This is a genomic window from Idiomarina loihiensis (assembly GCF_024584785.1).
Taxonomy (GTDB): Bacteria; Pseudomonadota; Gammaproteobacteria; order Enterobacterales; family Alteromonadaceae; genus Pseudidiomarina; species Pseudidiomarina fusca.
This window is the reverse complement of the sequence record NZ_CP074112.1, coordinates 663,883-688,111: the sequence shown is the minus strand read 5'-3', so window position 1 is coordinate 688,111 and position 24,229 is coordinate 663,883. Positions and strand designations below refer to the sequence as shown.

28 protein-coding genes are annotated in these 24,229 nt (G+C 48.8%); 12 read left to right on the top strand and 16 right to left on the bottom strand.

Going from position 1 to position 24,229, the window contains the following annotated elements:
- Nucleotides 1–61 precede the first annotated feature (61 nt).
- On the top strand, nt 62–1,576 hold the full coding sequence (locus KGF88_RS03185; protein WP_153826059.1) for a M48 family metalloprotease: 1,515 nt from the start codon (nt 62–64) through the stop codon (nt 1,574–1,576).
- On the opposite strand, the gene KGF88_RS03180 is transcribed toward KGF88_RS03185, so the two are convergent.
- The gene (locus KGF88_RS03180) at nt 1,573–2,049 is read right to left on the bottom strand and encodes a TlpA family protein disulfide reductase (RefSeq protein ID WP_110075308.1); all 477 of its coding nucleotides are present in this window, start codon (nt 2,047–2,049) and stop codon (nt 1,573–1,575) included. The two genes, KGF88_RS03185 and KGF88_RS03180, sit on opposite strands and share 4 nt — an antisense overlap.
- A gap of 77 nt (nt 2,050–2,126) precedes the next feature.
- On the opposite strand from KGF88_RS03180, the gene arsC reads away from it, so the two are divergent.
- Genes arsC through KGF88_RS03165 form a run of 3 tightly spaced genes read left to right on the top strand, consistent with a single transcriptional unit; the run spans nt 2,127 to nt 3,533 of the window.
- On the top strand, nt 2,127–2,480 hold the full coding sequence (gene arsC, locus KGF88_RS03175; protein ID WP_110075309.1) for an arsenate reductase (glutaredoxin): 354 nt from the start codon (nt 2,127–2,129) through the stop codon (nt 2,478–2,480).
- Between the two features lie 11 nt (nt 2,481–2,491).
- Nucleotides 2,492–3,073 carry a flavodoxin family protein gene (locus KGF88_RS03170; RefSeq protein ID WP_153826058.1) on the top strand — a complete coding sequence of 194 codons (582 nt, stop codon included), beginning with the start codon at nt 2,492–2,494 and terminating at the stop codon, nt 3,071–3,073.
- Nucleotides 3,074–3,110: 37 nt separating this feature from the next.
- The gene (locus tag KGF88_RS03165; protein ID WP_228759457.1) at nt 3,111–3,533 is read left to right on the top strand and encodes a DUF2069 domain-containing protein; all 423 of its coding nucleotides are present in this window, start codon (nt 3,111–3,113) and stop codon (nt 3,531–3,533) included.
- On the opposite strand, the gene hda is transcribed toward KGF88_RS03165, so the two are convergent.
- Together hda and KGF88_RS03155 are read right to left on the bottom strand one after the other, a co-directional pair.
- Entirely contained in the window at nt 3,530–4,228 is a 699-nt protein-coding gene (gene hda / locus KGF88_RS03160) for a DnaA regulatory inactivator Hda (RefSeq protein WP_110075311.1), read from the bottom strand. The genes KGF88_RS03165 and hda overlap by 4 nt on opposite strands.
- Nucleotides 4,225–5,520, bottom strand: coding sequence for a DUF2066 domain-containing protein (locus KGF88_RS03155; RefSeq protein WP_162014494.1), 1,296 nt, complete (start codon nt 5,518–5,520; stop codon nt 4,225–4,227). The genes hda and KGF88_RS03155 overlap by 4 nt, the downstream gene beginning before the upstream one ends.
- A gap of 131 nt (nt 5,521–5,651) precedes the next feature.
- Between KGF88_RS03155 and KGF88_RS03150 the strand changes: the two genes are divergently transcribed.
- Nucleotides 5,652–6,917: an MFS transporter gene (locus KGF88_RS03150; protein ID WP_153826056.1), complete on the top strand. Its 1,266-nt coding sequence runs from the start codon at nt 5,652–5,654 to the stop codon at nt 6,915–6,917.
- On the opposite strand, the gene pgm is transcribed toward KGF88_RS03150, so the two are convergent.
- Both pgm and seqA read right to left on the bottom strand, forming a co-directional pair.
- Entirely contained in the window at nt 6,914–8,554 is a 1,641-nt protein-coding gene (gene pgm / locus KGF88_RS03145; protein WP_153826055.1) for a phosphoglucomutase (alpha-D-glucose-1,6-bisphosphate-dependent), read from the bottom strand. The two genes, KGF88_RS03150 and pgm, sit on opposite strands and share 4 nt — an antisense overlap.
- Nucleotides 8,554–9,141 carry a replication initiation negative regulator SeqA gene (gene seqA, locus KGF88_RS03140; protein ID WP_153826054.1) on the bottom strand — a complete coding sequence of 196 codons (588 nt, stop codon included), beginning with the start codon at nt 9,139–9,141 and terminating at the stop codon, nt 8,554–8,556. The genes pgm and seqA overlap by 1 nt, the downstream gene beginning before the upstream one ends.
- A 93-nt stretch (nt 9,142–9,234) precedes the next feature.
- Here seqA and KGF88_RS03135 point away from each other — a divergent pair, with 93 nt between their 5' ends.
- The 5 genes from KGF88_RS03135 (at nt 9,235) to KGF88_RS03115 (ending at nt 12,619) form a co-directional block, all read left to right on the top strand.
- Complete coding sequence (locus tag KGF88_RS03135) at nt 9,235–10,038, top strand: alpha/beta fold hydrolase (RefSeq protein WP_153826053.1); 804 nt, start codon at nt 9,235–9,237, stop codon at nt 10,036–10,038.
- Between the two features lie 60 nt (nt 10,039–10,098).
- Nucleotides 10,099–10,314: a DUF2788 domain-containing protein gene (locus tag KGF88_RS03130; RefSeq protein ID WP_153826052.1), complete on the top strand. Its 216-nt coding sequence runs from the start codon at nt 10,099–10,101 to the stop codon at nt 10,312–10,314.
- A gap of 29 nt (nt 10,315–10,343) precedes the next feature.
- Nucleotides 10,344–10,868 (top strand): flavodoxin FldA, encoded by a 525-nt coding sequence (fldA, locus tag KGF88_RS03125; protein WP_110075318.1) that lies wholly within the window; start codon nt 10,344–10,346, stop codon nt 10,866–10,868.
- A 17-nt stretch (nt 10,869–10,885) separates the two neighbouring features.
- On the top strand, nt 10,886–11,329 hold the full coding sequence (gene fur, locus KGF88_RS03120) for a ferric iron uptake transcriptional regulator (RefSeq protein ID WP_110075319.1): 444 nt from the start codon (nt 10,886–10,888) through the stop codon (nt 11,327–11,329).
- Nucleotides 11,330–11,401: 72 nt separating this feature from the next.
- The gene (locus tag KGF88_RS03115) at nt 11,402–12,619 is read left to right on the top strand and encodes a DEAD/DEAH box helicase (protein ID WP_153826051.1); all 1,218 of its coding nucleotides are present in this window, start codon (nt 11,402–11,404) and stop codon (nt 12,617–12,619) included.
- Here KGF88_RS03115 and KGF88_RS03110 read toward each other — a convergent pair.
- The 8 genes from KGF88_RS03110 to KGF88_RS03075 form a co-directional block, all read right to left on the bottom strand.
- Nucleotides 12,579–14,291, bottom strand: coding sequence for a sensor domain-containing diguanylate cyclase (locus KGF88_RS03110; RefSeq protein WP_153826050.1), 1,713 nt, complete (start codon nt 14,289–14,291; stop codon nt 12,579–12,581). The genes KGF88_RS03115 and KGF88_RS03110 overlap by 41 nt on opposite strands.
- Before the next feature lie 90 nt (nt 14,292–14,381).
- Nucleotides 14,382–16,046, bottom strand: a complete 1,665-nt coding sequence (glnS, locus tag KGF88_RS03105) for a glutamine--tRNA ligase (protein WP_153826049.1) — start codon at nt 16,044–16,046, stop codon at nt 14,382–14,384.
- A 75-nt stretch (nt 16,047–16,121) separates the two neighbouring features.
- The gene (locus tag KGF88_RS03100) at nt 16,122–17,084 is read right to left on the bottom strand and encodes a biotin-dependent carboxyltransferase family protein (protein WP_153826048.1); all 963 of its coding nucleotides are present in this window, start codon (nt 17,082–17,084) and stop codon (nt 16,122–16,124) included.
- Entirely contained in the window at nt 17,081–17,824 is a 744-nt protein-coding gene (locus KGF88_RS03095) for a 5-oxoprolinase subunit B family protein (protein ID WP_153826047.1), read from the bottom strand. The genes KGF88_RS03100 and KGF88_RS03095 overlap by 4 nt, the downstream gene beginning before the upstream one ends.
- On the bottom strand, nt 17,821–18,624 hold the full coding sequence (locus KGF88_RS03090; protein WP_153826046.1) for a 5-oxoprolinase subunit PxpA: 804 nt from the start codon (nt 18,622–18,624) through the stop codon (nt 17,821–17,823). Before KGF88_RS03090 ends, KGF88_RS03095 begins: the two co-directional genes overlap by 4 nt.
- On the bottom strand, nt 18,624–19,031 hold the full coding sequence (locus KGF88_RS03085; RefSeq protein WP_153826045.1) for a hypothetical protein: 408 nt from the start codon (nt 19,029–19,031) through the stop codon (nt 18,624–18,626). The genes KGF88_RS03090 and KGF88_RS03085 overlap by 1 nt, the downstream gene beginning before the upstream one ends.
- A gap of 89 nt (nt 19,032–19,120) precedes the next feature.
- Nucleotides 19,121–19,405, bottom strand: a complete 285-nt coding sequence (locus KGF88_RS03080; protein WP_153826044.1) for a hypothetical protein — start codon at nt 19,403–19,405, stop codon at nt 19,121–19,123.
- Nucleotides 19,395–19,574 (bottom strand): hypothetical protein, encoded by a 180-nt coding sequence (locus KGF88_RS03075; RefSeq protein ID WP_153826043.1) that lies wholly within the window; start codon nt 19,572–19,574, stop codon nt 19,395–19,397. The genes KGF88_RS03080 and KGF88_RS03075 overlap by 11 nt, the downstream gene beginning before the upstream one ends.
- Nucleotides 19,575–19,714: 140 nt before the next feature.
- Here KGF88_RS03075 and KGF88_RS03070 point away from each other — a divergent pair, with 140 nt between their 5' ends.
- Both KGF88_RS03070 and KGF88_RS03065 read left to right on the top strand, forming a co-directional pair.
- Entirely contained in the window at nt 19,715–20,638 is a 924-nt protein-coding gene (locus KGF88_RS03070) for a pirin family protein (protein WP_162014493.1), read from the top strand.
- A gap of 17 nt (nt 20,639–20,655) precedes the next feature.
- Complete coding sequence (locus KGF88_RS03065; protein ID WP_110075331.1) at nt 20,656–21,141, top strand: hypothetical protein; 486 nt, start codon at nt 20,656–20,658, stop codon at nt 21,139–21,141.
- A 12-nt stretch (nt 21,142–21,153) separates the two neighbouring features.
- On the opposite strand, the gene KGF88_RS03060 is transcribed toward KGF88_RS03065, so the two are convergent.
- The 3 genes from KGF88_RS03060 to KGF88_RS03050 are packed head-to-tail and all read right to left on the bottom strand — an operon-like array spanning nt 21,154 to nt 24,225.
- On the bottom strand, nt 21,154–21,906 hold the full coding sequence (locus tag KGF88_RS03060; protein WP_110075332.1) for an SDR family oxidoreductase: 753 nt from the start codon (nt 21,904–21,906) through the stop codon (nt 21,154–21,156).
- A gap of 3 nt (nt 21,907–21,909) precedes the next feature.
- A complete protein-coding gene (locus KGF88_RS03055; protein ID WP_257119961.1) occupies nt 21,910–22,998 on the bottom strand; it encodes a phosphotransferase family protein in 1,089 nt (362 codons plus the stop codon).
- A complete protein-coding gene (locus KGF88_RS03050) occupies nt 22,999–24,225 on the bottom strand; it encodes an acyl-CoA dehydrogenase family protein (RefSeq protein WP_153826041.1) in 1,227 nt (408 codons plus the stop codon).
- Nucleotides 24,226–24,229: the final 4 nt, after the last annotated feature.

The window sequence follows — 24,229 nt, the reverse complement described above, 5'->3', positions numbered from 1 at the left end:
AAATTCACGGAACCTTTTCAGTCAACTAGACTCATAGCTACATCATTTAAGGTAAGAAATCATGCAGTTGAAGCGTCATTTAGCACTATCTAGCAAATCAAAGACATCTCCTAAAGCAGCGCTCAAGACGAGTGCCGGGGCTTTCAGTGCGATAGCTTTAAGCTTACTTTTAAGTTTATCGGCAACCACCTCGACCCCAGTTTGCGCCCAAGACCGGCTGCCAGAGATAGGTACCGCTGGCGCAGGGGTCATGTCGATTGAACGTGAGCTTATTTATGGCGATCTTTATATGCGACAAATACGTGCAACGGCGCCACTTATTCACGATCCGGTATTAGATGAATACCTGCATGATATGGGCAGCCGTATGGTTCGGGTTACCGACAATGTGCGTTTCCCCTATACTTTTTTCTGGGTAAATAATGACGCCATTAACGCGTTTGCCTTCTTTGGTGGGCATATTGGTGTGCATACCGGATTAATCGCTGCTGCCCGCACTGAATCTGAATTAGCGGCGGTAGTAGGTCACGAAATCGCCCACGTCTCGCAACGTCACATCGTGCGAAATATGGAGCGTATGCAGGCTAATTCCGCTACCACTATGTCAGCTTTTCTAGGGTCTTTATTATTGGCAGTGATTAACCCTACCCTAGGCATGGCGGCAATGACCACCACCACGGCTGGGGCGCAACAGGTACAAATCAACTACACCCGGCAATTTGAGCAAGAAGCCGACCGGGTCGGTATCGATATTCTTGCGCGAGCAGGCTTTGATCCAAACGGCGCGCCCGATTTCTTCGGCCGCTTAGCAGAGCAGTATCGCTACGCCACGCGCCTACCTGAGTTTTTACAAACCCACCCTTATACTGAATCACGGGTGGCTGACACGCGGCAGCGAGTAGCGCTAATGCCAAGAGTGGTTAAACGCGATGAACAGCAATTCTGGTTAGCAAAAATACGAGCCGAAACGAGACATTTACGGCAAAAATCTGAAGCTGAATTGCAACGAGCTATGAGTTCTAATGTTGCTGAGTATGCAACTGCAGCTCGCTACGGTTTGGCGATTTGGTATCTCGACAACAATCAGCACCAGCAAGCAGCCGCAACGCTGGCACCTTTGCTGCAAGCAGACCCACGCAATACGTTCTATCTTGATGTGCAAACGGATATTTTATTAGGGCAAGAACGCTATGACGAGGCTTTAAGATTGCTAGAGCAAGCCTATATGCGACAGCCTAATGAACGTACCATTACCTTAAACTTTGCCAACGCCGCGGTAAAAGCGCGCAAGTTTCAACTAGCTATCGATTTACTGCGTGATTTTTTACAACGCAATCCGCAAGATATCGTAAGTTTAGATTTACTCTCTACGGCCTATCGATTAAATGGCAATATTAGTGGCATGTACGAAGTGCAAGCAGACTTGGCAGCGCTGCATGGTGCTTTCGATCAATCGATTAATTATCTCCATAGCGCCCACAAGCAAAACGCACACGACCTCGACAAACGCCGCTTACAAGCTCGCATCGATAAACTCATGGAGCAGAAGCGGCAAGTTGACGAGCTCCGTAATTAATTCAAGCCGGTGGCATTTTTCAGCGATTGAATGGTTTGCTCACCTAATAACGGCCCTTTTACTTCACCCGCAGGGGTGACAATATAAGTAGCTGGTAACGCATTCGGGGTGGCGAACGGCAAATTCGGCAAGGGCTGATTTTGAATAAGTGGAAACTCAATACTGTATTGCTCACGCAAGGCAGCAAGCTCGACGTTGTCTAAGCCATCAAAACTCACCCCGTAAAGGCTCACTTGGTCGCCGTACAAATGATGAAACTCATTAAGTTCAGGGAGTTCGCGCAAACAAGGCGCGCACCATTCTGCAAAATAGTTCACCACTACATAACGTCCTTGCAGCTGTTGCCATTGCTCTGGTCCATGTTGATCTGAATGGAAATCAGCCTCCGGCTCGTTGCTACAGGCCGTTAACGTGAGTGCAAGCAAGGCCACACCTGCCAGTTGTCCTGCGCCTTTCAATAATCGACAAACCATATGCTTTCCCTTAAGCTATTGCGTAATTTACTCTTATTCTTGTTATACGTAGATTTTAGCCAAAAGGATACTCAGACATGACTACTGTCACCATCTACCACAATCCTCGTTGTTCGAAGAGTCGACAAACCTTGCAGTTGCTAGAGCAACAAGGAGCATCGATTGAGATTGTTGAGTACCTTAAAACTCCGCTGACGGTAAGCCAGCTAGCTACGTTAGTCAAGCAACTCGGCATGGTTTCGGCGCGGGAATTGATCCGCTCCAAAGAAGCCATTTATCAAGAGCTGAATCTGGCCGCAGAAACCAACGAGCAAGCTCTACTTGAAGCTATGGTGGCTCATCCGAAGTTAATTGAGCGCCCCATCGTGGTACGCGCTGAGCAAGCTCGCTTGGGGCGTCCGCCTGAGGCTGTGCTTGAGCTACTGGCCTAAGGACGACAGCCATGGCAGATGCCAACCTAACTCAGATTATTATTTTGTATTACAGCCGTAACGGCAGTACTCAGCTACTCGCTGATGCGATTGCTGCTGGGGTTGAACAAACGGGTGCAGTTGCCCTGCTACGCACAGTCGCAGCACCAGGTGAGCCAGCCAGCGCACGTGATTTAGAGCTTAGCGCTGATGAGCTTAACCAATGTGACGGATTAATTTTAGGTAGCCCTATTCGCTTTGGTCACATGAGTGCACATTTACAGCAATTTTGGGAAACCACGGCCGGAGCTTGGTTAAAAGGTAGCTTACAAGACAAACCTGCGGCGGTGTTTACCTCTGGCAGTAGTATGCATAGTGGGCAAGAATCAACCTTGTTAGCGATGGCGGTACCTTTGTTACATCATGGCATGATGCTATGCGGTATTCCTTACACTGAGCCGGCTATTCAAACCACCCAAACCGGTGGCTCACCTTACGGTGCCAGCCATGTTAGCCATGCTGCAACGGCGTTGAGTAAGGACGAATATGCCTGTGCCATTGCGCTAGGCCGGCGCGTTGCCAGCCTCGCGATTACCTTAAAAGCGGCTGCTTAAGCCCATCTCTTGACGGTCAAACAACGGTGAGAATTCTATGACGAACGATGCTAACGCCAGTAAACCTATTGCCTCTGCTGAAACCATTCGTACGTTTCGGGTTATGGCTTTAACTGGCTATATCGGATTATTATTGTTTATGGTGCTGTGGCAACTGTTTTACACCCACACGAGCGAGCTCAGTTTGACCTTTCGGTTGCTGTTTTGGGTACTACCCTTGCTGTTTGCTACGCCCGGTATCATTCGCGGCAAACCATACACTCATGCGTGGGCCAACTTCATTTTGATGTGGTATTTTTTACATAGTTTAACGCTGTTGTGGGTAGCTACCGAGGCTAAATATCTAGCGGTAGCCGAGCTTGTCTTAACTTGTATTGCGTTTGTTGGCTGCACCGGCTACGCCCGCACTCAAGGCCGAGCTCAGGGCTTAGGGCTGAAGAAACTCAAAGACCAAACCTAAATACCCAAGACATGTTTGACAAACGGCGTGGTTAGGCGCCGTTTGGCGACAATCGATGCTCTATCTAGTTGCTTCAAGCAAGCCATCAACGTACGCATATCACGCCCCAAGCGCTGCACCATAAATTGCGCAGTATCTGCACTTAAATGCAAGCCTAAGGTTTTTGCTCGTAGTTGCAGCGCTTGCGCTTTGTCGCCATCACTTAAGCTTTTCAGTTGCAGTGCCACACCCCACTGTAACCGCGAATGCACATCGGCCAAGGCCACTTCTAATGCAGCAGGCCCGGCATGCGCCGTCACCAATAATCGCGACGCCTGTTGCGGCTGTTGTACTTGTTGGTCGCGACAGCGATTCAACAAGGCAAATAGCTCATAGCACCAATCAGGATCATGGCTTACGCTATCAATATCGTCGAGACAAATTAACTTGTAGCGCTCTAATCCCTGCAGAACCTGTGGTTGCACTTGCCCATAAAGCTCGCGTAACGACACGTACATCAAAGGTTCTTGCGTTTCTGCACAGATGGCATGTAATAAATGGCTTTTACCCACGCCATGAGCACCCCACAAGTACAGTAAGGTGTCGGTGTGTGTAAGCGCCAGCGCTAGCGCATCCTGATTGTCCCCCACCACAAAGGTCGCAAAAGTTTCATCATCAGGAAGCTGAATAGCAAGAGGTAATTGGGCTTGCGTCATTCGCTACCAACCCAACGATACACCGGCATCGGCGGTGTTTTTGGTGGTTGTTCTGGCGTCTGTGGTGCCAAGAAGCGTTCGCGATAATTGGGTTGCGCTGGCTCAGTCTCGTGCCCAGGCACCGAGACTGGTCGCATCTGCTTGGATAGATCGATAGCTTGCAGAATTTGGCCGGGATTGGTTTGCAGCAATAAATTAAATTGTGCGGTGTGCTCGCCATAAGCCTCAATTTGCACATTTGCCACCGACGGCAAGGCTAACAAGAATTGCTCGGCTGCGATAGCCTGCGTTAACGAGGTGACATTTTGTACCTGCAGTTGCCATTGTTGAGTGCTACCGGCATGGCTACTGATCCGGTATCTTTGTGCCAATTGTGCCGTTACATCACTAATAAAAAGCTGAGCTAATTGCACTTGTTCGGAACTACTCACCTCGCCCCGCCAACGCAGCTCGCCTAATTGTAAGACCCAATCAAGTACCCATTGCGGGGCTGACTCGGCGGCACCTTCTATTGCGGCATCGCTGGGGGTTGGCTCGGCCTGGTATACACGAGCCGTAATAACACCGTCTGGGCTATAACGACTACTGGCAAAAGCTAAGGTATCCTCAAACCGCGCCCACACGTCAAGCACACTTAATGACATACTGTCATTTAGGTCTAATAAGGGCAGCTTAATGGGTAAACCGCGGGCATTGGCATGTGTCACCAACTGCTGCATGAACTCGCTAGCCTCGTGATTATCACCACTACCGAGTAACCGCCGCCGCAAGTTGAGGTCTTCATAGACAGTCCAAATTAACAACTCCGGGCGTAAATTACTCCAGACGCCAGAACCCGCTTCTTGTAACAAACGGTCTATTTGCGGTTGGTCAAATTGTACCCATAGCTGTAACTCCTGCACTGGAGCTGGACTTGTATCATCATTACTAAGGTTACTAGAGTTGCTTTTTGGCTGGGTTACTGCAGGCGCTTGCCGATAACCATACTGCACCACAAATTTACTCACATTTTGCAATGCCGATTGCACTAAGTCGTGGGATAACACCTGCTCGTCGCCAGAAACTTTTAATAAGGTATAGGTGAGTGCTTCACGCAACGCTTGGTTACGTTGTGCCACCGATTGGTCATTCACGGCGATTTGCGCCTGATACATGCGGGTCAACTCAAGTGCCGCCTGGACCGGCGCTGGCGTAGCTGCCACTAAGACCAGTGCTAGCGTCAATGCCAGCCATAGGGGTTTCATCACTGCAGCGATCATAGCAACCTCAGATAAGAACAATAGGTGCATCATAAACAGCCTACGAACCAGGAGCAAGTAACAAGCTGTGGATAACCTCTTGACGTTTCCGAATTTTTCACAACGTGGTAAACTTTCCATCATTGCCGCCCAAAAATACACCGCAACGCACAAGGATTGCCGCCATGTTAAAACAACAACTGCGCGCTATTAGCTCTCTGCTGACCAGCATTACCCTGATTGGTATTTGTACCGGCATGACCAGCACCTTGTTGAGTTTGCGCGCTACCATTGAAGACTTCGGTACCCTCACCACCGGGGTGATCATGTCAGCGTATTTTATCGGCTTCTTATTTGGCACCACGCGGGCCCCGAAAGATATTCGGCGGGTTGGCTACATTCGCGCTTTCGGTGGCTTAGCAGCCTTAGCCGCTGCCTCTATTCTAATTCAAGCCATTTGGGTTAATCCGGTAGTCTGGTTCCTAATGCGCTTTTTGACCGGTTTTGCTATCTCTGCCATCTTTGTGATCGTGGAAAGCTGGCTTAACACCATGGCTGACAATAAAAACCGTGGCACCTTGTTGTCGGTCTATTTAGTACTTATTTACGGTGGTTTAGTGGCTGGGCAATTAATTCTCGGGGTTGCTGACCCGGCTGGGTTCCTTGCCTTTGCGATTGTTGCCCTGCTGATCAACTTAGCGTTGATTCCGATCTTAATCAGCGTGACTGTTGAACCAACCACCCACGAAGCCAAGAAAGTGCCCATTCGCTCATTGCTGAAGGTAGTGCCTTTGGGCATGGTAAGTGCCTTTATCATGCAGGCTTGTTATGCCATGTTCTATGGCATCGGCCCGATGTACGCCACCTATATCGGCTTAAGCGTAGGGCAAGTATCGTTATTTATGGCCGCCTTTATTTTAGGCGGCATGTTGGCACAGGCGCCAATAGGTTTATTATCAGATCGCATCGATAGACGCTTTATTATGGCTGCCTGTGCTGGTACTGCCGCCATCATGGCCTTTGTGTTATCACAATTGGGTTCAGAAACGGTGTGGTTAATCTATTTATGTGTAGGTTTGTTTGGCGCTTGCGCCCTGCCACTCTATTCTCTCGGCATGGCTCACACCAACGACTTTTTAGATAAAGACCAAATGGTTGGTGCAACTGGGGCCATCATAAAAGTAGGTGGCATGGGTTCAATCATAGGCGCACCATCGGTGGCAGCATTGATGCAGTTTGGTGCGGTAGATTACTTCTTTTTATTGATTATGGTGCTCACCAGTATTGTCTGCGGCTACTCACTCTATCGTGTGACTCGCCGTGCCAAACCTGAAGACCAAAGTCACAGTGCTTACGCGATGTTAACCCCGACCCAAACCTCCGATGAATTGCTCACCAGCTTAGCTGATGAGCAAGAGTATCAAGACGACGAAGCTGCTGCGGGGCGTTAACCCTGCAGCCAGATATGCACCAGTTGCTGAGCTTGGCTGGTCATTTCAGCAAGATGTTCAGCGCTGACAAAGCTCTCACAATAGATCTTATACACTGGCTCAGTACCTGATGGCCGAGCCGCAAACCACCCATTGGCTGTGGTGACTTTAACCCCGCCAATAAGGGCACCGTTGGCCGGTGCTTTGGTGGTAATATCTAGCACACTGTCACCTGCTAGCTCAGCAATCTTTAGCTTATAGGCACGAATATCACCAAAAGCGGCATTCAGCTCGCTCGATGAACTGACATCCACGCGTTGATAATAACTGGTACCATGCTTGGCACAGAGATCATCGTAATGTTGGCTAGGGTTACGCCCTGTTACCGCACAAATCTCAGCCGCCAATAGCGCTAAAATGATACCGTCTTTATCGGTGGTCCAAGCTTGCCCTTGCTTGTCTAGAAAAGTTGCACCGGCACTTTCTTCACCGGCAAACGCCGTGATGCCCTGATGCAATTCTTGCGCAAACCATTTAAACCCAACCGGCATCTCGCGCAGCTCACGTTGATGCGCAGCGACGACACGATCAATCATTGCACTAGATACCAAGGTTTTACCAATAGCCAGAGTTGACGACCATTGGCGCTGTGAACACAAATAATCAATCGCAACAGCTAAATAGTGGTTAGGATTCATCAAACCATGGGTAGGCGTTACTATACCGTGACGATCATAATCAGGGTCGTTACCTACGGCGATATCGTAGTTATCTTTGTATTTTAATAAGGACGCCATAGCATAAGGAGACGAACAGTCCATTCGAATTTTGCCGTCTTTATCAAGGCTCATAAACCGGAAACTAGCATCTACCGCGGCGTTATGAACCTCGATGTCTAAGCCGTATTGCTCTGCAATTAGGGCCCAATAACTTGCGCCAGCACCGCCCATCGCATCCACGCCAATCCGAATCTTTTGCTTGGCGATAGCTTCCATATCAATCACTTCAGGCAGACTATCTATGTACGCCTGGCGCCAATCCACTTGCTGCAGTAAGCGACTAGCTCGTACCTCAGCATAGGACACGGCTTCTACGCCCAAAAGCTCTGATGATAATAACGCATTCGCATATTTTTCAATGACTTTGGTAGCATCAGTATCGGCAGGGCCACCGTGTGGAGGATTGTATTTGAAGCCGCCATCGGTTGGTGGATTGTGCGAAGGTGTAATCACCACTCCGTCCGCTAGATCGCGAGTACGACCGCGGTTATAACGCAAAATTGCATGACTGATGACCGGCGTTGGCGTGTAGCCATCATCGGCTTGAACCTGTACTTCAATGCCATTACCAATAAAAACTTCTAGGGCCGTCATAAATGCGGCTTCAGACAAAGCATGGGTATCCCGCCCCACCAATAATGGCCCAGTAATCCCCTGCTCTTCACGATAGCGCACCAAGGCTTGGCTGATAGCTAGAATGTGTGCCTCATTAAAGGAGCAGTCTAAGGCACAACCACGATGCCCTGAAGTACCGAATTTTACCTGTTGCGCTGGATCGCGAGGGTCCACATCATTGACAAAATATGCGCTAACTAACTGCGCAATATTGGTCAAATCTTCTGCTTGTGCGGGCTGTCCGGCCCGTGCATGTATCGCCATTATAAAAAGTCCCTGATTTTTTCTGCCTGTTGCTCGCTGTAACCTAACTCAAGTGCCACCTGCGTTAACATCGATTTCTTGCGGGTGGTGTTATTATTAGTCACCACGTAATAAGGTGCATCCGGAATCTGCTTGGGATTAGTGCTGGTGCCACTGGCCGCTAATTCAGCTTCAGATTTCGCAAAATATTGGCGGTCGCGACCGCTAATCTGCAGCACTTGGTCAAACTGCTTAGCGTGGCATTTATAAAGCATACTAAGAATATAGAGAAAGCGTGCGACAACGCTGCGTTGCCCGGCTAAATCGGCTCGGGTCATCACATCAAAAATCTGCCGACCGGCTGGCGTAGATAACTTTTCCGTGCGCTCACTGGCGTTCACAATCGCTTGTTGTGTGGTTGGTGGCTGAGCAACTACCGGTGCAGCAGTGGGCTGTTCGCTACCAGCCTCGGTGGTACTGGTGGTAGCTACTACCGCAGGTAAATTTAGCAGCCGGCGTAAAATAGCCGAAGCACTCTCGCCAATATGCAGTGTATGACCGGCAATAAATCGGTATAATTCGTCATCAATTTCAATGCGTTTTGTCATTCCCCGTTCGCTTCTTTTAAGTTGTGGGTGGTTTTACAAGGTTCACCAAAACGCTATTATACCCAAGCAACGCCAAGGGTACAGGAATTCAACATGAGTAACGCACAGATTCTTAATTTTGAACAGCTCGGCCCGTCACCAGATGCAGCTAAGCAGCAGGCCCCCGTGGTGCTATTGCATGGTTTGTTCGGCGATTTAGATAACTTAAAAAGTTTAGCAAAAGAATTAGCCGAGCATTATCCAGTGCTGTTAGTTGATGCTCCTAACCACGGTGATTCTCCTGAATTTGCTAAGATGGATTATGCCAGTATGGCAGCAGCCCTCGCTGCCACTTTAGACCATTTGCAATTACACCAAATACATGTGGTCGGGCATTCGATGGGCGGTAAGATTGCGATGGAGTTCGCTCTAACCTATCCCGATAGAACCCTTAGTGTCATAGCGGCGGACATCTCTCCTGTAGCTTATGACCCGCGCCATCGGCATATTCTGGAAGCTCTTATTAGCGTGGATTTAGACGCCGTGACTAACCGTCAAGATGCCGATCGCCAGCTGGCTAAAAGTATTGACAGCCGCGGCGTGCGGCAGTTTTTACTGAAAAATCTGCGGCACACTGACACAGGCTATCAGTGGCGGCTACCGTTAGCGCGCTTGGATACCTGTTACGATGCGATTTCTGGCGCCGTTCGCGACGGTCACTATGAAGGCCCGATTTTGTTTATCAAAGGTGGCGATTCCGATTATTTATTAGCGCAACACGAGGACGAAATTCGTTCTCGTTTCAGTAACATAGAGATGAAAATCATTGAGGGTACTGGGCATTGGCTGCATGCTGAAAAGCCACGTATTTTCAACCGTCTGGCGCTTGCATTTATCCAGCAACATTCTCGCACCTGAGCCGGTTGCATGCTATAATCAGCGCTTATTTTTCCGGCCTAATGAAATGGTGTTGCTGTTATGTTGTCAGAACATTACGAATTAATTGAAACGCTTGCGACGAATTTTGCCATTGCTGTGTTGTTTTTGCTGATCGGCTTAGCTATTCAAGACGTTTTAAATAAAGGCAACGTACCCAAGTATGGCCGCTGGTTCGTTTGGTTGGTTTTATTTTTAGGTTGTGCTGGCTTTATCGCAAAAGGCATTATTCAAGTCTTTTGGGAAGCGGGCATGTAATACACAGTTAAGTAGGTAGTAACGAATTTATGGCTAGTGTTGGTATTTTCTTTGGAAGTGACACCGGTAACACCGAAGCTGTTGCACAGATGATTCAAAAAGAATTAGGTAAGAACCTAATTGATGTATTTGATATTGCCAAATCCAGCAAAGAAGACATCGCCTCATACGACCTGTTAATGTTCGGTATTCCAACATGGTACTACGGCGAAGCCCAATGTGATTGGGACGATTTCTTCCCTGAATTAGAAGAAATTGATTTCAACAACAAACTGATTGCTATTTTTGGTTGTGGCGACCAAGAAGATTACGCTGAGTATTTTCTTGATGCCATGGGAACCGTGCGCGATATCGTTGAGGCACGTGGCGGAATTATCATTGGCCACTGGTCGACCGCAGGATATCAATTTGACGCCTCACGTGCTTTAGTTGATGATGACCACTTTGTTGGGTTAGGCATCGACGAAGATCGTCAGCCTGAACTCACTAAAGAGCGCGTGCAACAATGGTGTGCGCAAATCCGTACAGAGATGGGCTTAGACCAACTCGCCTAACTAAGCGATGTAGAGACATGAGCAGCAAAGACGAATTACAACTGAAAAAAGCCGGACTAAAAGTAACTTCACCACGGATTAAAGTGCTGGAGATACTCAAAAACCCGGCTAATCAGCACGTAAGTGCTGAAGACGTGTATAAGATCTTGTTGGAGAAAAACGAAGAGATAGGTTTAGCTACCGTGTATCGCGTTCTCAACCAATTTGATGATGCAGGTATTGTAAGTCGTCACCATTTTGAAGGCGGTCGCTCACTGTTTGAGCTAAGCAATAAAGACCACCACGACCATCTGGTCTGTTTAACCTGTGGTCATGTTTTTGAATTTGAAGATGAAATGATTGAACAGCGTCAACGTGATATTGCTACCGCACATAACGTTAAACTGACCAATCATAGCTTGTATTTGTATGGTGAATGTCAGTCACCAGATACCTGCGAAAACAATCAAAGTAGCGAATAATCCTACCTAGATACCGATGCTACCAGTGTGATACTGGTAGCATCCTCACGCAAAAAGAGACCACAGCCGTTGATGAGTTTTTCTGATTTAGGCCTAGCGCCAGAAGTTTTAAGTGTTCTTAACGAACAAGGTTATACCAGCCCTACCCCCATTCAACAACAAGCCATACCTTCTGTGTTAGCAGGCAAAGATGTGATGGCAGCAGCACAAACAGGAACCGGCAAAACCGCTGGTTTTACTTTACCTATCTTAGAATTACTCAAAGATGGTGAGCGCGCACGCTCAAACCATGTGCGTGCTTTAATTCTGACCCCTACGCGTGAACTTGCTGCCCAAGTGGCAGAAAGCGTAGCTACTTACGGTCGAAATCTGAGTTTATCCTCTGCCGTGGTGTTTGGCGGCGTGGGTATCAACCCACAGATGATGAAACTTCGCAAAGGCGTCGATATCCTCATTGCTACCCCAGGTCGGTTATTAGATTTATTTCAACAAAATGCCGTCAAATTTAATCAGCTTGAGATTTTGGTGTTAGACGAAGCAGACCGTATGCTAGACATGGGCTTCATTCACGACATCAAGAAAATCTTAAGGATTTTACCGAAGAAACGCCAGAACCTGCTTTTTTCAGCGACGTTTTCAGACGAAATTAGAGCGCTAGCAAAAGGTTTGGTGAATGATCCTGTAGAAGTTTCTGTCGCCCCTCCAAACACTACGGCTGAGCGAGTCGAACAATCCATCTATGGTGTTGAACAAAACCAGAAGACGCAATTGTTGGCGCAACTCTTGCGTGAACGCAATACACCGCAAGTGTTGGTCTTCACTCGTACCAAGCACGGTGCTAATCGATTAGTGAAGCAGTTGGATGGGCATGGTTTTTTGGCCGCCGCCATTCATGGCAATAAAAGCCAAGGTGCCCGTACCAAAGCGCTGGATGACTTCAAAAATAATCGAGTACAGGTATTAGTTGCTACTGATATAGCTGCACGTGGTATTGATATCGATTTACTACCACTGGTAGTAAACTACGACTTACCTAACGTTGCTGAAGACTACGTGCATCGTATTGGCCGTACGGCACGTGCTGGTGCTAGTGGCCATGCCTTAAGCTTAGTGAGCCCGGAAGAAGTGAAACAACTCAAGGCAATTGAGCGGTTGATTGATCAAAAACTTGAACGTATCAGTGCGCCTGGCTACCAACCGGTTGATTTAAACAAAGGTCGGCCGGCTCCTAAAAAGCCAGCCCAACAACCTAGACAACGTCGGCATCAGCCTCGTCGTCAGCCCAAATAACACAATTACGCCCTTTGTTTTTACCAAAATAAAGGGCGTGATCGGCTCGATACAACACACTATCCTTGTCGTCATCCACATGCACGTTGGTTAAACCAATGGTTGCCGATACTCGATAAGGCTGCTCTGTCCCTGTGCTAGGCACAAATTCTAATTCATTGACTAAGATGCGAATTGCATTAAGGCGACGCTTGGCATCTGCCGCATTAGTGCGGTGCAGTAACAATCCAAACTCCTCTCCGCCAGTACGAGCGAAGATATCACCGGGGCGTAATTGCTGTTGCATGAATTGAGCTAAGCGACGTAACACCGCATCACCTTCGGCGTGCCCGTAGTTATCGTTAATCTGTTTAAAATAATCAATATCAAAGATAGCTACAACGGCTTGGGTAGAAGGCGTAAAGCGCACTACCAACTGCTCAAGTTGCTGCATAAAATAGCGCCGATTATAAACCCCTGTTAATTCATCAGTAATGGACAAGCGTTCAAGCTCTTGCTCATAAATTTTTTGTTCCGTGATATCTCGCACTGTCCCGATCAGAATGTCTTCATGGATATACTGGTTATAGTCAGCTAACTCGTGCACCCAACGAACACTGCCATCCGGGCGAATAATCCGATGCACGACATCGTGCGTGCCGAATTTTTTTGCCTGTTGTTCACTCGCTAACACCAACGCTAAATCGTCTGGGTGAACAGCTTGCTGAAACAAACTAATACTAGGTTTTACGGTATCTTTATCGAGCCCGAAAATGTCGTAAATTTTATCTGACCAATAGAGCTCGCCGGTAGCAAAATTTGCTTTCCAGTAACCTAACTCGGCTATTTCTTGGGCTCGTTTTAAGGTGATTCGGCTTTCTTCCAGCTCTAACTCACGTTGTTTATCTAACGTGGTATCCACGATCTGACCAAACCAGTGATACACGCCTTCGGCATCCAGTTCTGGCATAGCGTTACCGGCCACCCAACGGGTTTGTTCTCCTCGTACAATACGATACTCGCAAAACCAAGGCTGTAGACTTTCGGCTGATTGCTGAATGCTACTGCGTACCCGTTCACGATCAGCCGGATGAATGGCATCAAACACGGCACTGCCATCGGTGCTAACAACGTCCGCATCAACACCATAAATAGCTTTGATACCCGCACTGGCGTAAGGAAAACACATACGCCCATCAGGATACATAGAGAACTGATAGATAACCCCAGGCACAGTACTAGCTATTCGCTCCAAGCGATGATGGGCCATCACTGTGTCTGTCATATCAATCCAGACTCCGGTGAGCCATTCAGCTTGCCCTTGCCGATCGTGACTAATCACCGATACTGTATCGCGAATGGTACGCGCTTGGCCATGTGCTGCTGTCACCCGAAAGATCACATCAGCATGCTCAAGATCGCCAGCCCACAATTGTTGCATCACAGCCATAGCCGAATGACGACACTCTGCATGCATCGCTTCCACTAACAACTCAAAAGGATAGCTTTGTTCTCGCTGCCATGACTGGCCTAACAACTCAGCTAGGGCCGAGTTGATGAACATTTTCATGCTGGGACGATGTAACTTCCAAGTCGCTACTTTTGAGCGCGTCATCATGGTCTCAAGCCATTGCAACTGCTCACGTACTTGGGCATCACTTAAATCGGGGTATGGGTTTTTCGGTAACGGCATTAACAAACAATCCCTGCTGTTTTACTAGCAGGGATTGTGGCATTAAAAGTTGCGGTAACGCAAATCTATTTAACTTTTTGCTAAATTAGCTTACTCGCCTTCATCGGACCAAGTATCACGTAAACCTACCGTTTGGTTAAAGACCAAATGCTCGGCATTGTGGTCTTTGCTATCGGCACAGAAGTAGCCAATACGTTCAAACTGATAAGCTTTTTCTACCTGAGCGTCTGCTAACGAAGCTTCCACAAAGCCATGCTTAACCACTAAAGATTGTGGGTTAAGCGTGGCCGCAAAATCTTCTTCTGCTGCTGGGTTTGGCACTTGGAACAAGCGATCGTACAACCTAAACTCAGCTGGTTTAGCATGAGCCGCTGCAACCCAATGGATAACGCCTTTTACTTTACGTCCATCGGCAGGATCTTGGCCTAAAGTATCAGCATCGTAGCTACAGAAAATAGTGGTGATATTGCCATGCTCGTCTTTTTCAACGCGCTCGGCTTTAATCACATAGGCATTGCGTAACCGCACTTCTTTTCCAAGCACCAGACGCTTGTATTTTTTGTTGGCTTCTTCACGAAAATCATCTGCTTCAATCAATATTTCGCGCGCAAAAGGTACCGTGCGAGTGCCCATACTGTCATCATTCGGATGATTTGGCGCTTGCAGTTGCTCAACGTGATCCTGCGGATAGTTCTCAATCACCAAACGCACCGGATCTAATACCGCCATCGCACGAGGCGCATGCTGATTTAGCTCATCACGAATACAAGCCTCCAGCATGCTCATCTCTACTTGATTATCCATTTTGGTGACACCAATGCGGTGACAGAACTCACGGATAGAAGCCGGCGTATAGCCGCGGCGACGCATACCAGCAATAGTTGGCATACGAGGGTCATCCCAACCACTCACTCGTTGCTCTTCAACCAATTGATTTAGTTTACGTTTACTCATCACCGTGTATTGCAGGCTTAAGCGCGAAAACTCAATCTGCTGGGGGTGGCATTCAATGCTGATGTTATCCAAGACCCAATCGTACAAGCGACGGTTATCTTGGAACTCAAGGGTACAAAGTGAATGGGTGATCCCCTCAATAGCATCTGAAATACAATGAGTAAAATCGTACATAGGATACACACACCAAGTGTCACCCGTTTGGTGATGATGAGCAAACCGAACCCGATAAATCACCGGATCGCGCATGCACATAAAAGGTGAGCTCATATCGATTTTGGCACGCAGACAAACTTCGCCTTCTTGATACTTACCCGCTGTCATGTCCGCGAAAATTTGCAGGTTTTCTGCAACGCTAGTATCTCGATAAGGACTATTGCTACCCGGCTGCTTCAGGGTGCCACGCATTTCTCGCATTTGTTCTTGGCTCGAAAAATCACAATAAGCCAAGCCCTTTTCAATCAGCTCTACCGCATAACCGTGTAATTGCTCAAAATAATCAGATGAGTAACGTGGTTTACCATTCCAGTGGTATCCCAGCCATTGCACATCGGCTTGAATCGAGTGCACATAATCCACTTTTTCTTTCAACGGATTGGTGTCATCAAAGCGTAAGTTACAGGTGCCTTGATAGTCTTCAGCAATGCCAAAGTTCAACACGATGGATTTGGCATGACCGATATGTAAAAAACCATTTGGCTCTGGCGGAAACCTTGTATGTACCTGGTTATGCTTTCCTGAAGCTAGGTCTTGATCGATAATTTGACGAATGAAATTACTACGGGGCGCATCTGCTGCCATGGATTCGTTGTCTCCAGTAAATAGACCTGAAAAAATGACCGCTATGATCGCAGGTTCTTAGCATAGGTGCAAGGCCTAACGCTGCACCTGAAAGAATTGATAAACCTGCTGCAAGTGGCGCGCTGCCGCGGTTGCGCTAACCCAGCGAAATTGTATTTCAGTAGCCGCTGGCAATTGCGCCAGCGTATTCTGAGCTCGCCACGTTAGGGTTGCTAGTTTAGGATAACCGCCCAGCGTTTGCCGGTCTTTGAGCATCACAATCGGTTGCCCGTTGGGGGGAATTTGGACAGCTCCGACCGGTAGTGGCTCAGAAATGATTTGTGCATGAGGCCACTGCAAAGGCTCGGCTGCGGCTAAACGCACCCCCATCCGGTCTTGGGCTGGCGTCACTTGGTACAGCTGATCCGTAAAGAGTTGCTGTTGCTCCGGTTCAAACTGCGCATACTGTCCGCTAGCTATCACCTCTAGAATAACAGGTTTGTCGCGAGCGCCTGTGGCTGCGGTTGGTAACTGCGGCGCCACGCTGCGCCCGGGGCGGCGCCCCAGCAGAGTGCGATAACCAGGCACTGTTGCGTAAGCGATCTGATCGCCACTTTGCACTGCTTGTCCCTGCTGCTGCAATCCTCCTAAGCCATCACGCACCACGGTAGCAACGCTGCCGTAGAGGGGCGTGGCGAGTAAGCCGCCAGCAACAGCTAAGTAAGCGCGTAAGCCAACTCCGCCCGGTGCGACCGTCAGGACGTCACCAGCCGCTGCCAGTTGAACCTGCTGCGCCGGCACTGGTTGACCGTTCAGGCTCATAGGCAGCTCAGCCCCTGTCACAACCCACGCCGTAGCCGCGGTAAATTCTGCACGAAAGCCACCCAAGGTAATTTCTAACTGGGCCGCATTAAAGTGGTTATTTAACAACCTATTAGCCCACAGAAAAGCTTGCTCATCAAGAGGCCCGCCCACACTGATACCCTGGTGTAGATAGCCAAATCTGCCAAAATCTTGCAGGGTGGTTAGCGGCCCAGATTGCAGTATGCGTAAGCTCATTCGCGCGCGCTCGCCGAGTGAATGGCTGCTGCCGCTTGTTGATAGTGGCTTAAACTAATCGACCTGAAGCGAACTTGATCACCTGCTTGCAACTGAGGCCAGCTTACGGCTCGTCCAATCAATTGCCATCCACCTGGCGAGGTGCGCGGATAAATCGCTGTTTGCTGATTGGCAATAGCCACGCTCCCGGCTGGAACCTGTTGTCGAGGGGTGGCTAAACGCGGCAGCCGCAGTGGTTCAGGCACATCTCCTAAATAAGCAAATTGTGGCGCAAACCCCAATGCATACACATGGTAGGTGGGTTGGGTATGCAAAGCTATCACTTCGGCTACTGACAAATTCGCAGCGCTGGCAATAACTTGCAAATCAGCCGCTAATTTGGGGTGGTAACACACGTCAATCTGGTGGATTGTATCAGGCTTACTGGCTGGCATTGCGGCCTGCAACTGCAGCACCAGCTCGGGCTGTGCTAACAGCTGCTGGATCTGATGTTGAGCGGCATCGGGCAAGATGTGGCGAATATCTAAATGCACCAGCAGACTATGATAGGCCGGTGCTAGCTCCAACAGCCAAGGCCACTGGCCGCTCTGCTGTCGCTGTTGCAGTACGTCTCGCAAAGCCAATACTTGCGCATTAATCTTGCGATCAATTCGGTTCGCAAAACGAACCAACAAGGCATCTGCGGCAGCTATTTCCACCTGTGCTAGGGGCTGCTGGGAGTCTGATAACCTTGCTGTCATTGCGGCTTGACTGCGGTCGTACCTGTGGTTGACCGCGTGATCTCGGTGAGGGCTTTACGAATAGCCGCTACCGTAGCTATGGACTCAGCATTATCGCCATGCACACACAAGGTGTCGGCCTGCAACTGAATGCTACTGCCATCACTGGCGTTAATGGGGTGTTGCTGGGCTAGCGCTTGGGCTTGGCTGAGAATCTCAGCGCTGGTCTGTAACACTGCATCGGCATGGCGCCGCGCACGTAACTGACCGTTGGCCTCATAACGCCGGTCAGCAAAAGCCTCAAACCATAACGGCACGCCGTAGCGGTGAGCAAGTTGTTGCTGCCAAGTAACGGCGGTGTTTGCGGCCGAAACTAACGGAGCTAGGGTCATTAAGCGCAAGGGTTGCTGACGATGACGATTACGCTCCGCTAGCACTTGCACGACCGTCTCAAACAAATGCGGTTGACTTTGCTTATCGTTATACAAGGCGCCATGGGGTTTAACATAAGCTAAAGTCTCCCCTTGTTGTGCACAAATAGCCTCCATAGCCCCTATCTGATAGGTTAAAATGGCGGCTAATTCGCTTTGCTGAAAACTCATCGAACGGCGCCCAAACCCTTCTAAATCTGGATACGCCGGATGCGCGCCAATCAATACTTGGTGCTGTTTCGCCAAAGCTACGGTTTCAGCCATGATGGCCGGGCTACCCGCATGAAAGCCACAGGCGATATTGGCCATATCAATGTACGGCATCACTGCCGCATCATTGCCCATCTGCCAGGCGCCAAAACTTTCGCCCATATCGCAGTTCAATAGCATCACTCATCCTTGCCTGTGGCAGTTGATGACGATTCTCGTGCTCCGGCAAAGCGCGCATAGCTATAGGCAAATAGATAAACGCCCAAACCTATGGTGGCTATTTGTAGTGCCGGCAACATCAAGATCGCCGTTTGGTGAGCACCGAAAATAGCAGCCGCACCAGTTAATCCGATGGTCATCACACATACGGCAATAAAGGTAATAGGCTCTAAAAATTTATGCAGTTGCTTCAGCCCAAGCAACTGCAGCAAGGCTCCCAACACCAAGCCCCAAGCAAGTGGCACGCCCAGCTTGTACCAGCCTAACTGGTAATCAATAATAAGTGCGGCAAGGCGCTGGTCGCTGAGGTTATAAAACATCAGGCCAATTAAACCAGCCAAAATGACTAATCGGGTTGTTAACGCCATAATTCATCCTGTGAAATGAGCCCTGTTAGGGCTCTAAAGTAATAATCAAAAGGTCTTTGTTTTACTCAAGTTTAGCTCGGGCAGCACAACTACATGGCCAAATAAACTAAGCCTGCCACAATCACTAAGATAATGGGAAACAACACAATCGGTGCTTGATACCAACGCAATACGGGCTGCTGATAAGGTTCATCAGTCACCTCACTGGTATCTCGTCGTTGCGCCCCTAGCCAAGCGCCACCGGCAGCAGCCACTAACAGGCCAACAATCCGATAACTTGAGGTGGCATCGCCTGCTGGTGCTAGCACCAGTAACAACAGCCCCACTATAATTACAGCCAATGCGGCAATTCGCTTCGCAATACTAGTTGTCATTGTTGTTTATATGTCCTTGCTTAGCGGCTTTGCGCCAACTGATAAAAAATCCGATTGCACCACCTGCTTGCATGACTAAACCAATAATAATGGTCACCAGGTTGTGCTCCCATACGCCGCTCAACATAGCGGCAAACCCGATGACTAGAATCAAGATTGCATAAATCATGATTATCTCCTTAGGTTAGGACCTCACCTTACTTAAATTTGGATGCCGAATAAAGCCTCTTGGGTGGATATTCGACTATTGTCGTGGCCAATGCCATACTGATGGCTATCGATATTAGCTACCCTTTGCGAGTAAAGCCCATGAGTAGAAGCGCCAACGATCAGCACTTACAAGAATGTGACTCTAATCCAGGCGGCGGTGTATTAAAGATCCTGCATAGCAAAACCAAGCCATTAACCGCTCAGTTGCAAGTGCAGCGGGTGGTGCCGCAAGCAGAGCTAAGAATGATTGGTCCTTGGTGTTTTTTAGACCATTTCGGTCCTCTAACAACGCCCGCCTATCAGGATTTCAATATCCCGCCTCATCCGCACATTGGGCTACAGACGATAACTTGGTTATATTCGGGCGAACTCATGCACTATGATAGCTTAGGTTATCAACAAGCCTTGCGCCCAGGTGAGTTAAATCTAATGACCTCAGGCCGCGGTATCAGTCATGCCGAAATAGCGCAAGATAATCCCACCCAGCCTTTGCATGGGCTGCAATTATGGTCCGCCTTACCCCCAGCTGATGAGCTAACTTACCCACGCTTTGATCACTATCGCGATTTGCCACAGTTTGCCCTAGGCGAATGCACTGCCACCCTAATTGTTGGCGACTATTACGACCGTTTACTGAAGCAGCGCTGGCAATCACCTGCGCTAAGTTTTCATCCAAGCCTGGCATTAAGCCTAACCACCCCTCGTACCACAGTGCTAAGCTTGTCACTTAACCCCTCGTTTGAACATGCTATCTATATCGTGAGTGGCAGCTTATATCTGGTGGACAGTGAACTAACCCAGCCCATTACTGCCCATCAATTACTGGATCTAGGCAGTGAACGTGACCATTTAGAAATAGAGCTTGCCGCAGATACTCGAGTGCTGGTATTAGGTGGTGAGCCATTTGGTCAACATCTGTTTATGCGCTGGAATTTTGTCAGCACCGAGCTTGCACGGGTTGAGCAAGCACAACAAGATTGGGATAATGGCCACCCAAGATTTGGCGATGTTAATACTGATTGAGCAAAAAAGGATAAACAATGCTGGCTAAATTACGTTCTGCTGCAAACCGACTGATGTTATGGGTTATTGCTGCAGTGATCACTTTAGCCGTGCTGTTTGTGTCGGTATTGTTATACAAATGGTGGGTCTTTGAGCCAGAGCCGCCAACCGCGGCCGCCTGCGAAGCCTTGCAGGTGTTACCACTCAAAGCCAACGACCAGTCTGCCGTAGCCGCTGAAATTCAAGTCTACCAGTGCCAACGCGGTAAACGTGAGCAATGGCAAGGCTTTGAAGTCTGGCTACGCCAACCACTCAGTAACGATTGGCAACGTATCGCGACTGCCGAGCAAGGCCAATGCCTGACTGTGAGCTTAGCTAAACATGGCCAACTCATCATTCATCACAGTCATAGCCGTGGTGACCTACAGTTGGCAAAAAGTTCTGTGATTTACCGTAATGAACAAGGTCAACCCTTCACCCTAGCGGTAAGCAGCGAGCGCACTGAAGACTGCCCGCTGCCTTAGGGCTAACACGAGTTAACCTAACTTCATCACCCACTTTAACGGCAGACGCTTCATTAAAAAGCCAATCAACGCCCATGGCCAGCCGGGCACATAAGCTTGTACCGGCTCTCGCTCAATCGCCTTCACCAATGCCTTACAGCCCGTTTCAGTATCCACCATAAAGGGCGTGTTCTTAACTTTTTCGTTAATTTCAGAGCGTATAAACCCGGGTAAAATAGCGCTTACTTTAACCTTTGATTTGGTTCTAATTAAATCAGCGCGAATCCCTTCGGTCAGTGCCAATAAGCCAGCTTTAGTAGCGGCATAAACGGTCATGGCGCGCGGCATACCTCGTAACGCACTAATCGAACTGATGGTCACCAAATGGCCATGCTGTTGTTGGTAGAAAATCTCTAAGGCCGCCTCACATTGGGCCAAGGCAGCTACAAAATTAGTTTGTGCGGTTTGCACATTGGCATAGAAATAGCCAGTTCCTAGCGATGCACCTTTGCCCATGCCTGCATTCACGATCACTCTATCGATGCTACCAAATTCCTGTTGAAACTCTTTAAACACCTGAAACACTGCATCATGATCGTTTACATCCAAGGCTTTTACGGACACTTTCACGCTCGGATACTGTTGCGCTATTTCGCTTTTAAGTTGCTCTAAACGTTCCGTACGGCGGGCACATAGGGCGAGGTCACGCCCCTGTTTAGCGTATTCGCGGGCCATGCCCTCACCTAATCCAGAGCTTGCGCCGGTTATCAATATTGTTTTACGCATGCATTATCCTTGTTTCATTCGTTTGCGGCAGCGCCAATGCAAATAATTCACCAAAAACCAGAAATTCTTGAAAGCTGGATTACGAGTCTGACCATGGTGATAGCGATAATAGATTTGTTGCGCTATCACACTTAACCGAAACAACCCAAACACCTCGTAAAAAGCGAAATCTGATGCATCAAGCTGCATTTTGTCACAGTAGTAATCAACCACTTGCTGACGGGTAAACATCCCCGGCAAATGCGTTGGCTGACGCCTGGTAGAACGGGCAATAGCATCGTCATCGGCTTGAATCCAATAGGCTAAGCTGTTGCCAATATCCATTAATGGATTACCCAAAGTCGCCAGTTCCCAATCCAACACCCCAATGATGTTGGTGGGCTCTTGGCTATCTAGCACCAAATTATCAAAGCGGAAGTCATTATGGGTCATACAAATGGTTTCGGTGGTTGGCATGTGTTCAGCTAGCCACCGCATGATGCCTTTACCCGATGGCACATTCCAGGTTTTAGCGCGGCGATAGCGCTCACTCCAACCACTCACTTGGCGCTCTGTGTAGCCTTCACCTTTAGCAAGATCCGTCAAGCCGGCCGCATGAATGTCAACTTGATGTAATTCTATGAGGCAGTCTAACGCACGTTGGCATAAGGTGCGTGTTTGCGCGGTGGATAAATCTAAATTGCGCGGCATATTTTTGCGTGGAATAATGCCATGCAGCCGATCCATGATATAGAAATCGGCCCCAATAATGCTTTCATCTGCACAATAATGGCGCATTTTAGGCACATAGGGATAAACCGGTTTCAGCGCTTGCTGAATACGAAACTCGCGGCCCATGTCATGAGCTGATTTAGCTTTCGTGCCAGCCGGTGGCCGCCGCAAAATTAAATCGGCATTGGCGCAAGCTAGACGGTAAGTCCAGTTTGAAGCCCCACCACTAAACTGGGTCACCTGCATCGGCCCAGTTAGGCCCTCTAAATGTTGCTGTAAATAAGCTAGTAGCTCAGCTTCAGGTAGCTCTTCACCGGGACGAACCTGACCGGCTTTATCTTCTAATGCTTGCTCTTGTTGCACATGTTGCTCTTGTTGCACTTAGCGCTCCCGATACTTAGCTAATTCAACTTTAGCAATGGTTGCTCGATGCACAGCATCTGGACCATCAGCAATGCGTAAGGCGCGCGCTACGGCAAACAAAGCAGTTAGCGGCACATCATGGCTCATACCTGCGCCACCAAATAATTGAATGGTTTCATCTACCACCATCTGCAAGGCATTAGGTGCCGCGACCTTGATTGCAGAAATTTCAGCAAGGGCTTTCATCGCCCCAACTTGATCTATTTTCCATGCTGCATAAAAGGTCAGCAGTCGCGCTTGATCAATAGCTATCCGCATATCGGCAACCCGTTCTAAGTTACCACCAAGCTGCAACAGCGGCTTGCCAAACGCAATACGTTCAGCCCCTCGCTGCATAAATAACTGAAGGGCCTTCTCGGCGGCCCCTAAGGCGCGCATGCAATGATGAATACGGCCTGGCCCCAACCGCCCCTGAGCTATCTTAAACCCGTCACCCAAGTTGCTAATTAAGTTTGCCTTAGGTACTCGAACTTGATCAAAAAGCACTTCGCCATGACCGTACGGTGCATCATACTCACCAAAAGCAGGGAGCATTCGTTCCACGGTGACGCCGGGGGTATCAAGCGGCACAATGACCATACTATGGCGCTGATGTTTAGCTGCTTCCGGGTTAGTGAGGCCCATCACTATGGCAAACTTCGCCTGTGGATGACCTAACCCAGTAGACCACCATTTACGCCCATGAATAACGATATCATCACCATCGGCAGTAATTTGCGTTTGCATGTTAGTTGCATCTGATGAAGCAACATCCGGTTCTGTCATACAAAAAACCGAACGAATCTCACCGGCAAGCAAGGGCGTTAGCCATTGTTGCTTTTGCGCGGCACTGCCAAAATGATACAACACCTCCATGTTGCCGGTATCAGGTGCATTGCAGTTGAAAATTTCCGGTGCAATTAAACTATGCCCCATCACCTCGGCTAACGGCGCATACTCGAGGGTCGTTAATCCTGCCCCGAGTTCCGCGTCGGGCAAAAATAGATTCCATAGCCCAGCTGCTTTGGCACGTTGTTTAAGCTCATGAATCATCGGGGCGACTTGCCAATCACGCCATTGCCCATCTGGGTTCAAGCGGCGATTTTCTTTGTGGTAATTGGCTTCTATTGGTTCAATATGCTCGCGCATAAAGTCAATTAACCGCTGCCGATATTGCAGGGTCTTGGCACTCGGAGAAAAATCCATCGTC

Coding starts and splice junctions, on each gene's coding strand:
- KGF88_RS03185 (WP_153826059.1), top strand. CDS start 62: ATGCAGTTGAAGCGTCATTTAGCACTATCTAGCAAATCAAAGACATCT.
- KGF88_RS03180 (WP_110075308.1), bottom strand. CDS start 2,049: ATGGTTTGTCGATTATTGAAAGGCGCAGGACAACTGGCAGGTGTGGCC.
- arsC (WP_110075309.1), top strand. CDS start 2,127: ATGACTACTGTCACCATCTACCACAATCCTCGTTGTTCGAAGAGTCGA.
- KGF88_RS03170 (WP_153826058.1), top strand. CDS start 2,492: ATGGCAGATGCCAACCTAACTCAGATTATTATTTTGTATTACAGCCGT.
- KGF88_RS03165 (WP_228759457.1), top strand. CDS start 3,111: ATGACGAACGATGCTAACGCCAGTAAACCTATTGCCTCTGCTGAAACC.
- hda (WP_110075311.1), bottom strand. CDS start 4,228: ATGACGCAAGCCCAATTACCTCTTGCTATTCAGCTTCCTGATGATGAA.
- KGF88_RS03155 (WP_162014494.1), bottom strand. CDS start 5,520: ATGATGCACCTATTGTTCTTATCTGAGGTTGCTATGATCGCTGCAGTG.
- KGF88_RS03150 (WP_153826056.1), top strand. CDS start 5,652: ATGTTAAAACAACAACTGCGCGCTATTAGCTCTCTGCTGACCAGCATT.
- pgm (WP_153826055.1), bottom strand. CDS start 8,554: ATGGCGATACATGCACGGGCCGGACAGCCCGCACAAGCAGAAGATTTG.
- seqA (WP_153826054.1), bottom strand. CDS start 9,141: ATGACAAAACGCATTGAAATTGATGACGAATTATACCGATTTATTGCC.
- KGF88_RS03135 (WP_153826053.1), top strand. CDS start 9,235: ATGAGTAACGCACAGATTCTTAATTTTGAACAGCTCGGCCCGTCACCA.
- KGF88_RS03130 (WP_153826052.1), top strand. CDS start 10,099: ATGTTGTCAGAACATTACGAATTAATTGAAACGCTTGCGACGAATTTT.
- fldA (WP_110075318.1), top strand. CDS start 10,344: ATGGCTAGTGTTGGTATTTTCTTTGGAAGTGACACCGGTAACACCGAA.
- fur (WP_110075319.1), top strand. CDS start 10,886: ATGAGCAGCAAAGACGAATTACAACTGAAAAAAGCCGGACTAAAAGTA.
- KGF88_RS03115 (WP_153826051.1), top strand. CDS start 11,402: ATGAGTTTTTCTGATTTAGGCCTAGCGCCAGAAGTTTTAAGTGTTCTT.
- KGF88_RS03110 (WP_153826050.1), bottom strand. CDS start 14,291: ATGCCGTTACCGAAAAACCCATACCCCGATTTAAGTGATGCCCAAGTA.
- glnS (WP_153826049.1), bottom strand. CDS start 16,046: ATGGCAGCAGATGCGCCCCGTAGTAATTTCATTCGTCAAATTATCGAT.
- KGF88_RS03100 (WP_153826048.1), bottom strand. CDS start 17,084: ATGAGCTTACGCATACTGCAATCTGGGCCGCTAACCACCCTGCAAGAT.
- KGF88_RS03095 (WP_153826047.1), bottom strand. CDS start 17,824: ATGACAGCAAGGTTATCAGACTCCCAGCAGCCCCTAGCACAGGTGGAA.
- KGF88_RS03090 (WP_153826046.1), bottom strand. CDS start 18,624: ATGCTATTGAACTGCGATATGGGCGAAAGTTTTGGCGCCTGGCAGATG.
- KGF88_RS03085 (WP_153826045.1), bottom strand. CDS start 19,031: ATGGCGTTAACAACCCGATTAGTCATTTTGGCTGGTTTAATTGGCCTG.
- KGF88_RS03080 (WP_153826044.1), bottom strand. CDS start 19,405: ATGACAACTAGTATTGCGAAGCGAATTGCCGCATTGGCTGTAATTATA.
- KGF88_RS03075 (WP_153826043.1), bottom strand. CDS start 19,574: ATGATTTATGCAATCTTGATTCTAGTCATCGGGTTTGCCGCTATGTTG.
- KGF88_RS03070 (WP_162014493.1), top strand. CDS start 19,715: ATGAGTAGAAGCGCCAACGATCAGCACTTACAAGAATGTGACTCTAAT.
- KGF88_RS03065 (WP_110075331.1), top strand. CDS start 20,656: ATGCTGGCTAAATTACGTTCTGCTGCAAACCGACTGATGTTATGGGTT.
- KGF88_RS03060 (WP_110075332.1), bottom strand. CDS start 21,906: ATGCGTAAAACAATATTGATAACCGGCGCAAGCTCTGGATTAGGTGAG.
- KGF88_RS03050 (WP_153826041.1), bottom strand. CDS start 24,225: ATGGATTTTTCTCCGAGTGCCAAGACCCTGCAATATCGGCAGCGGTTA.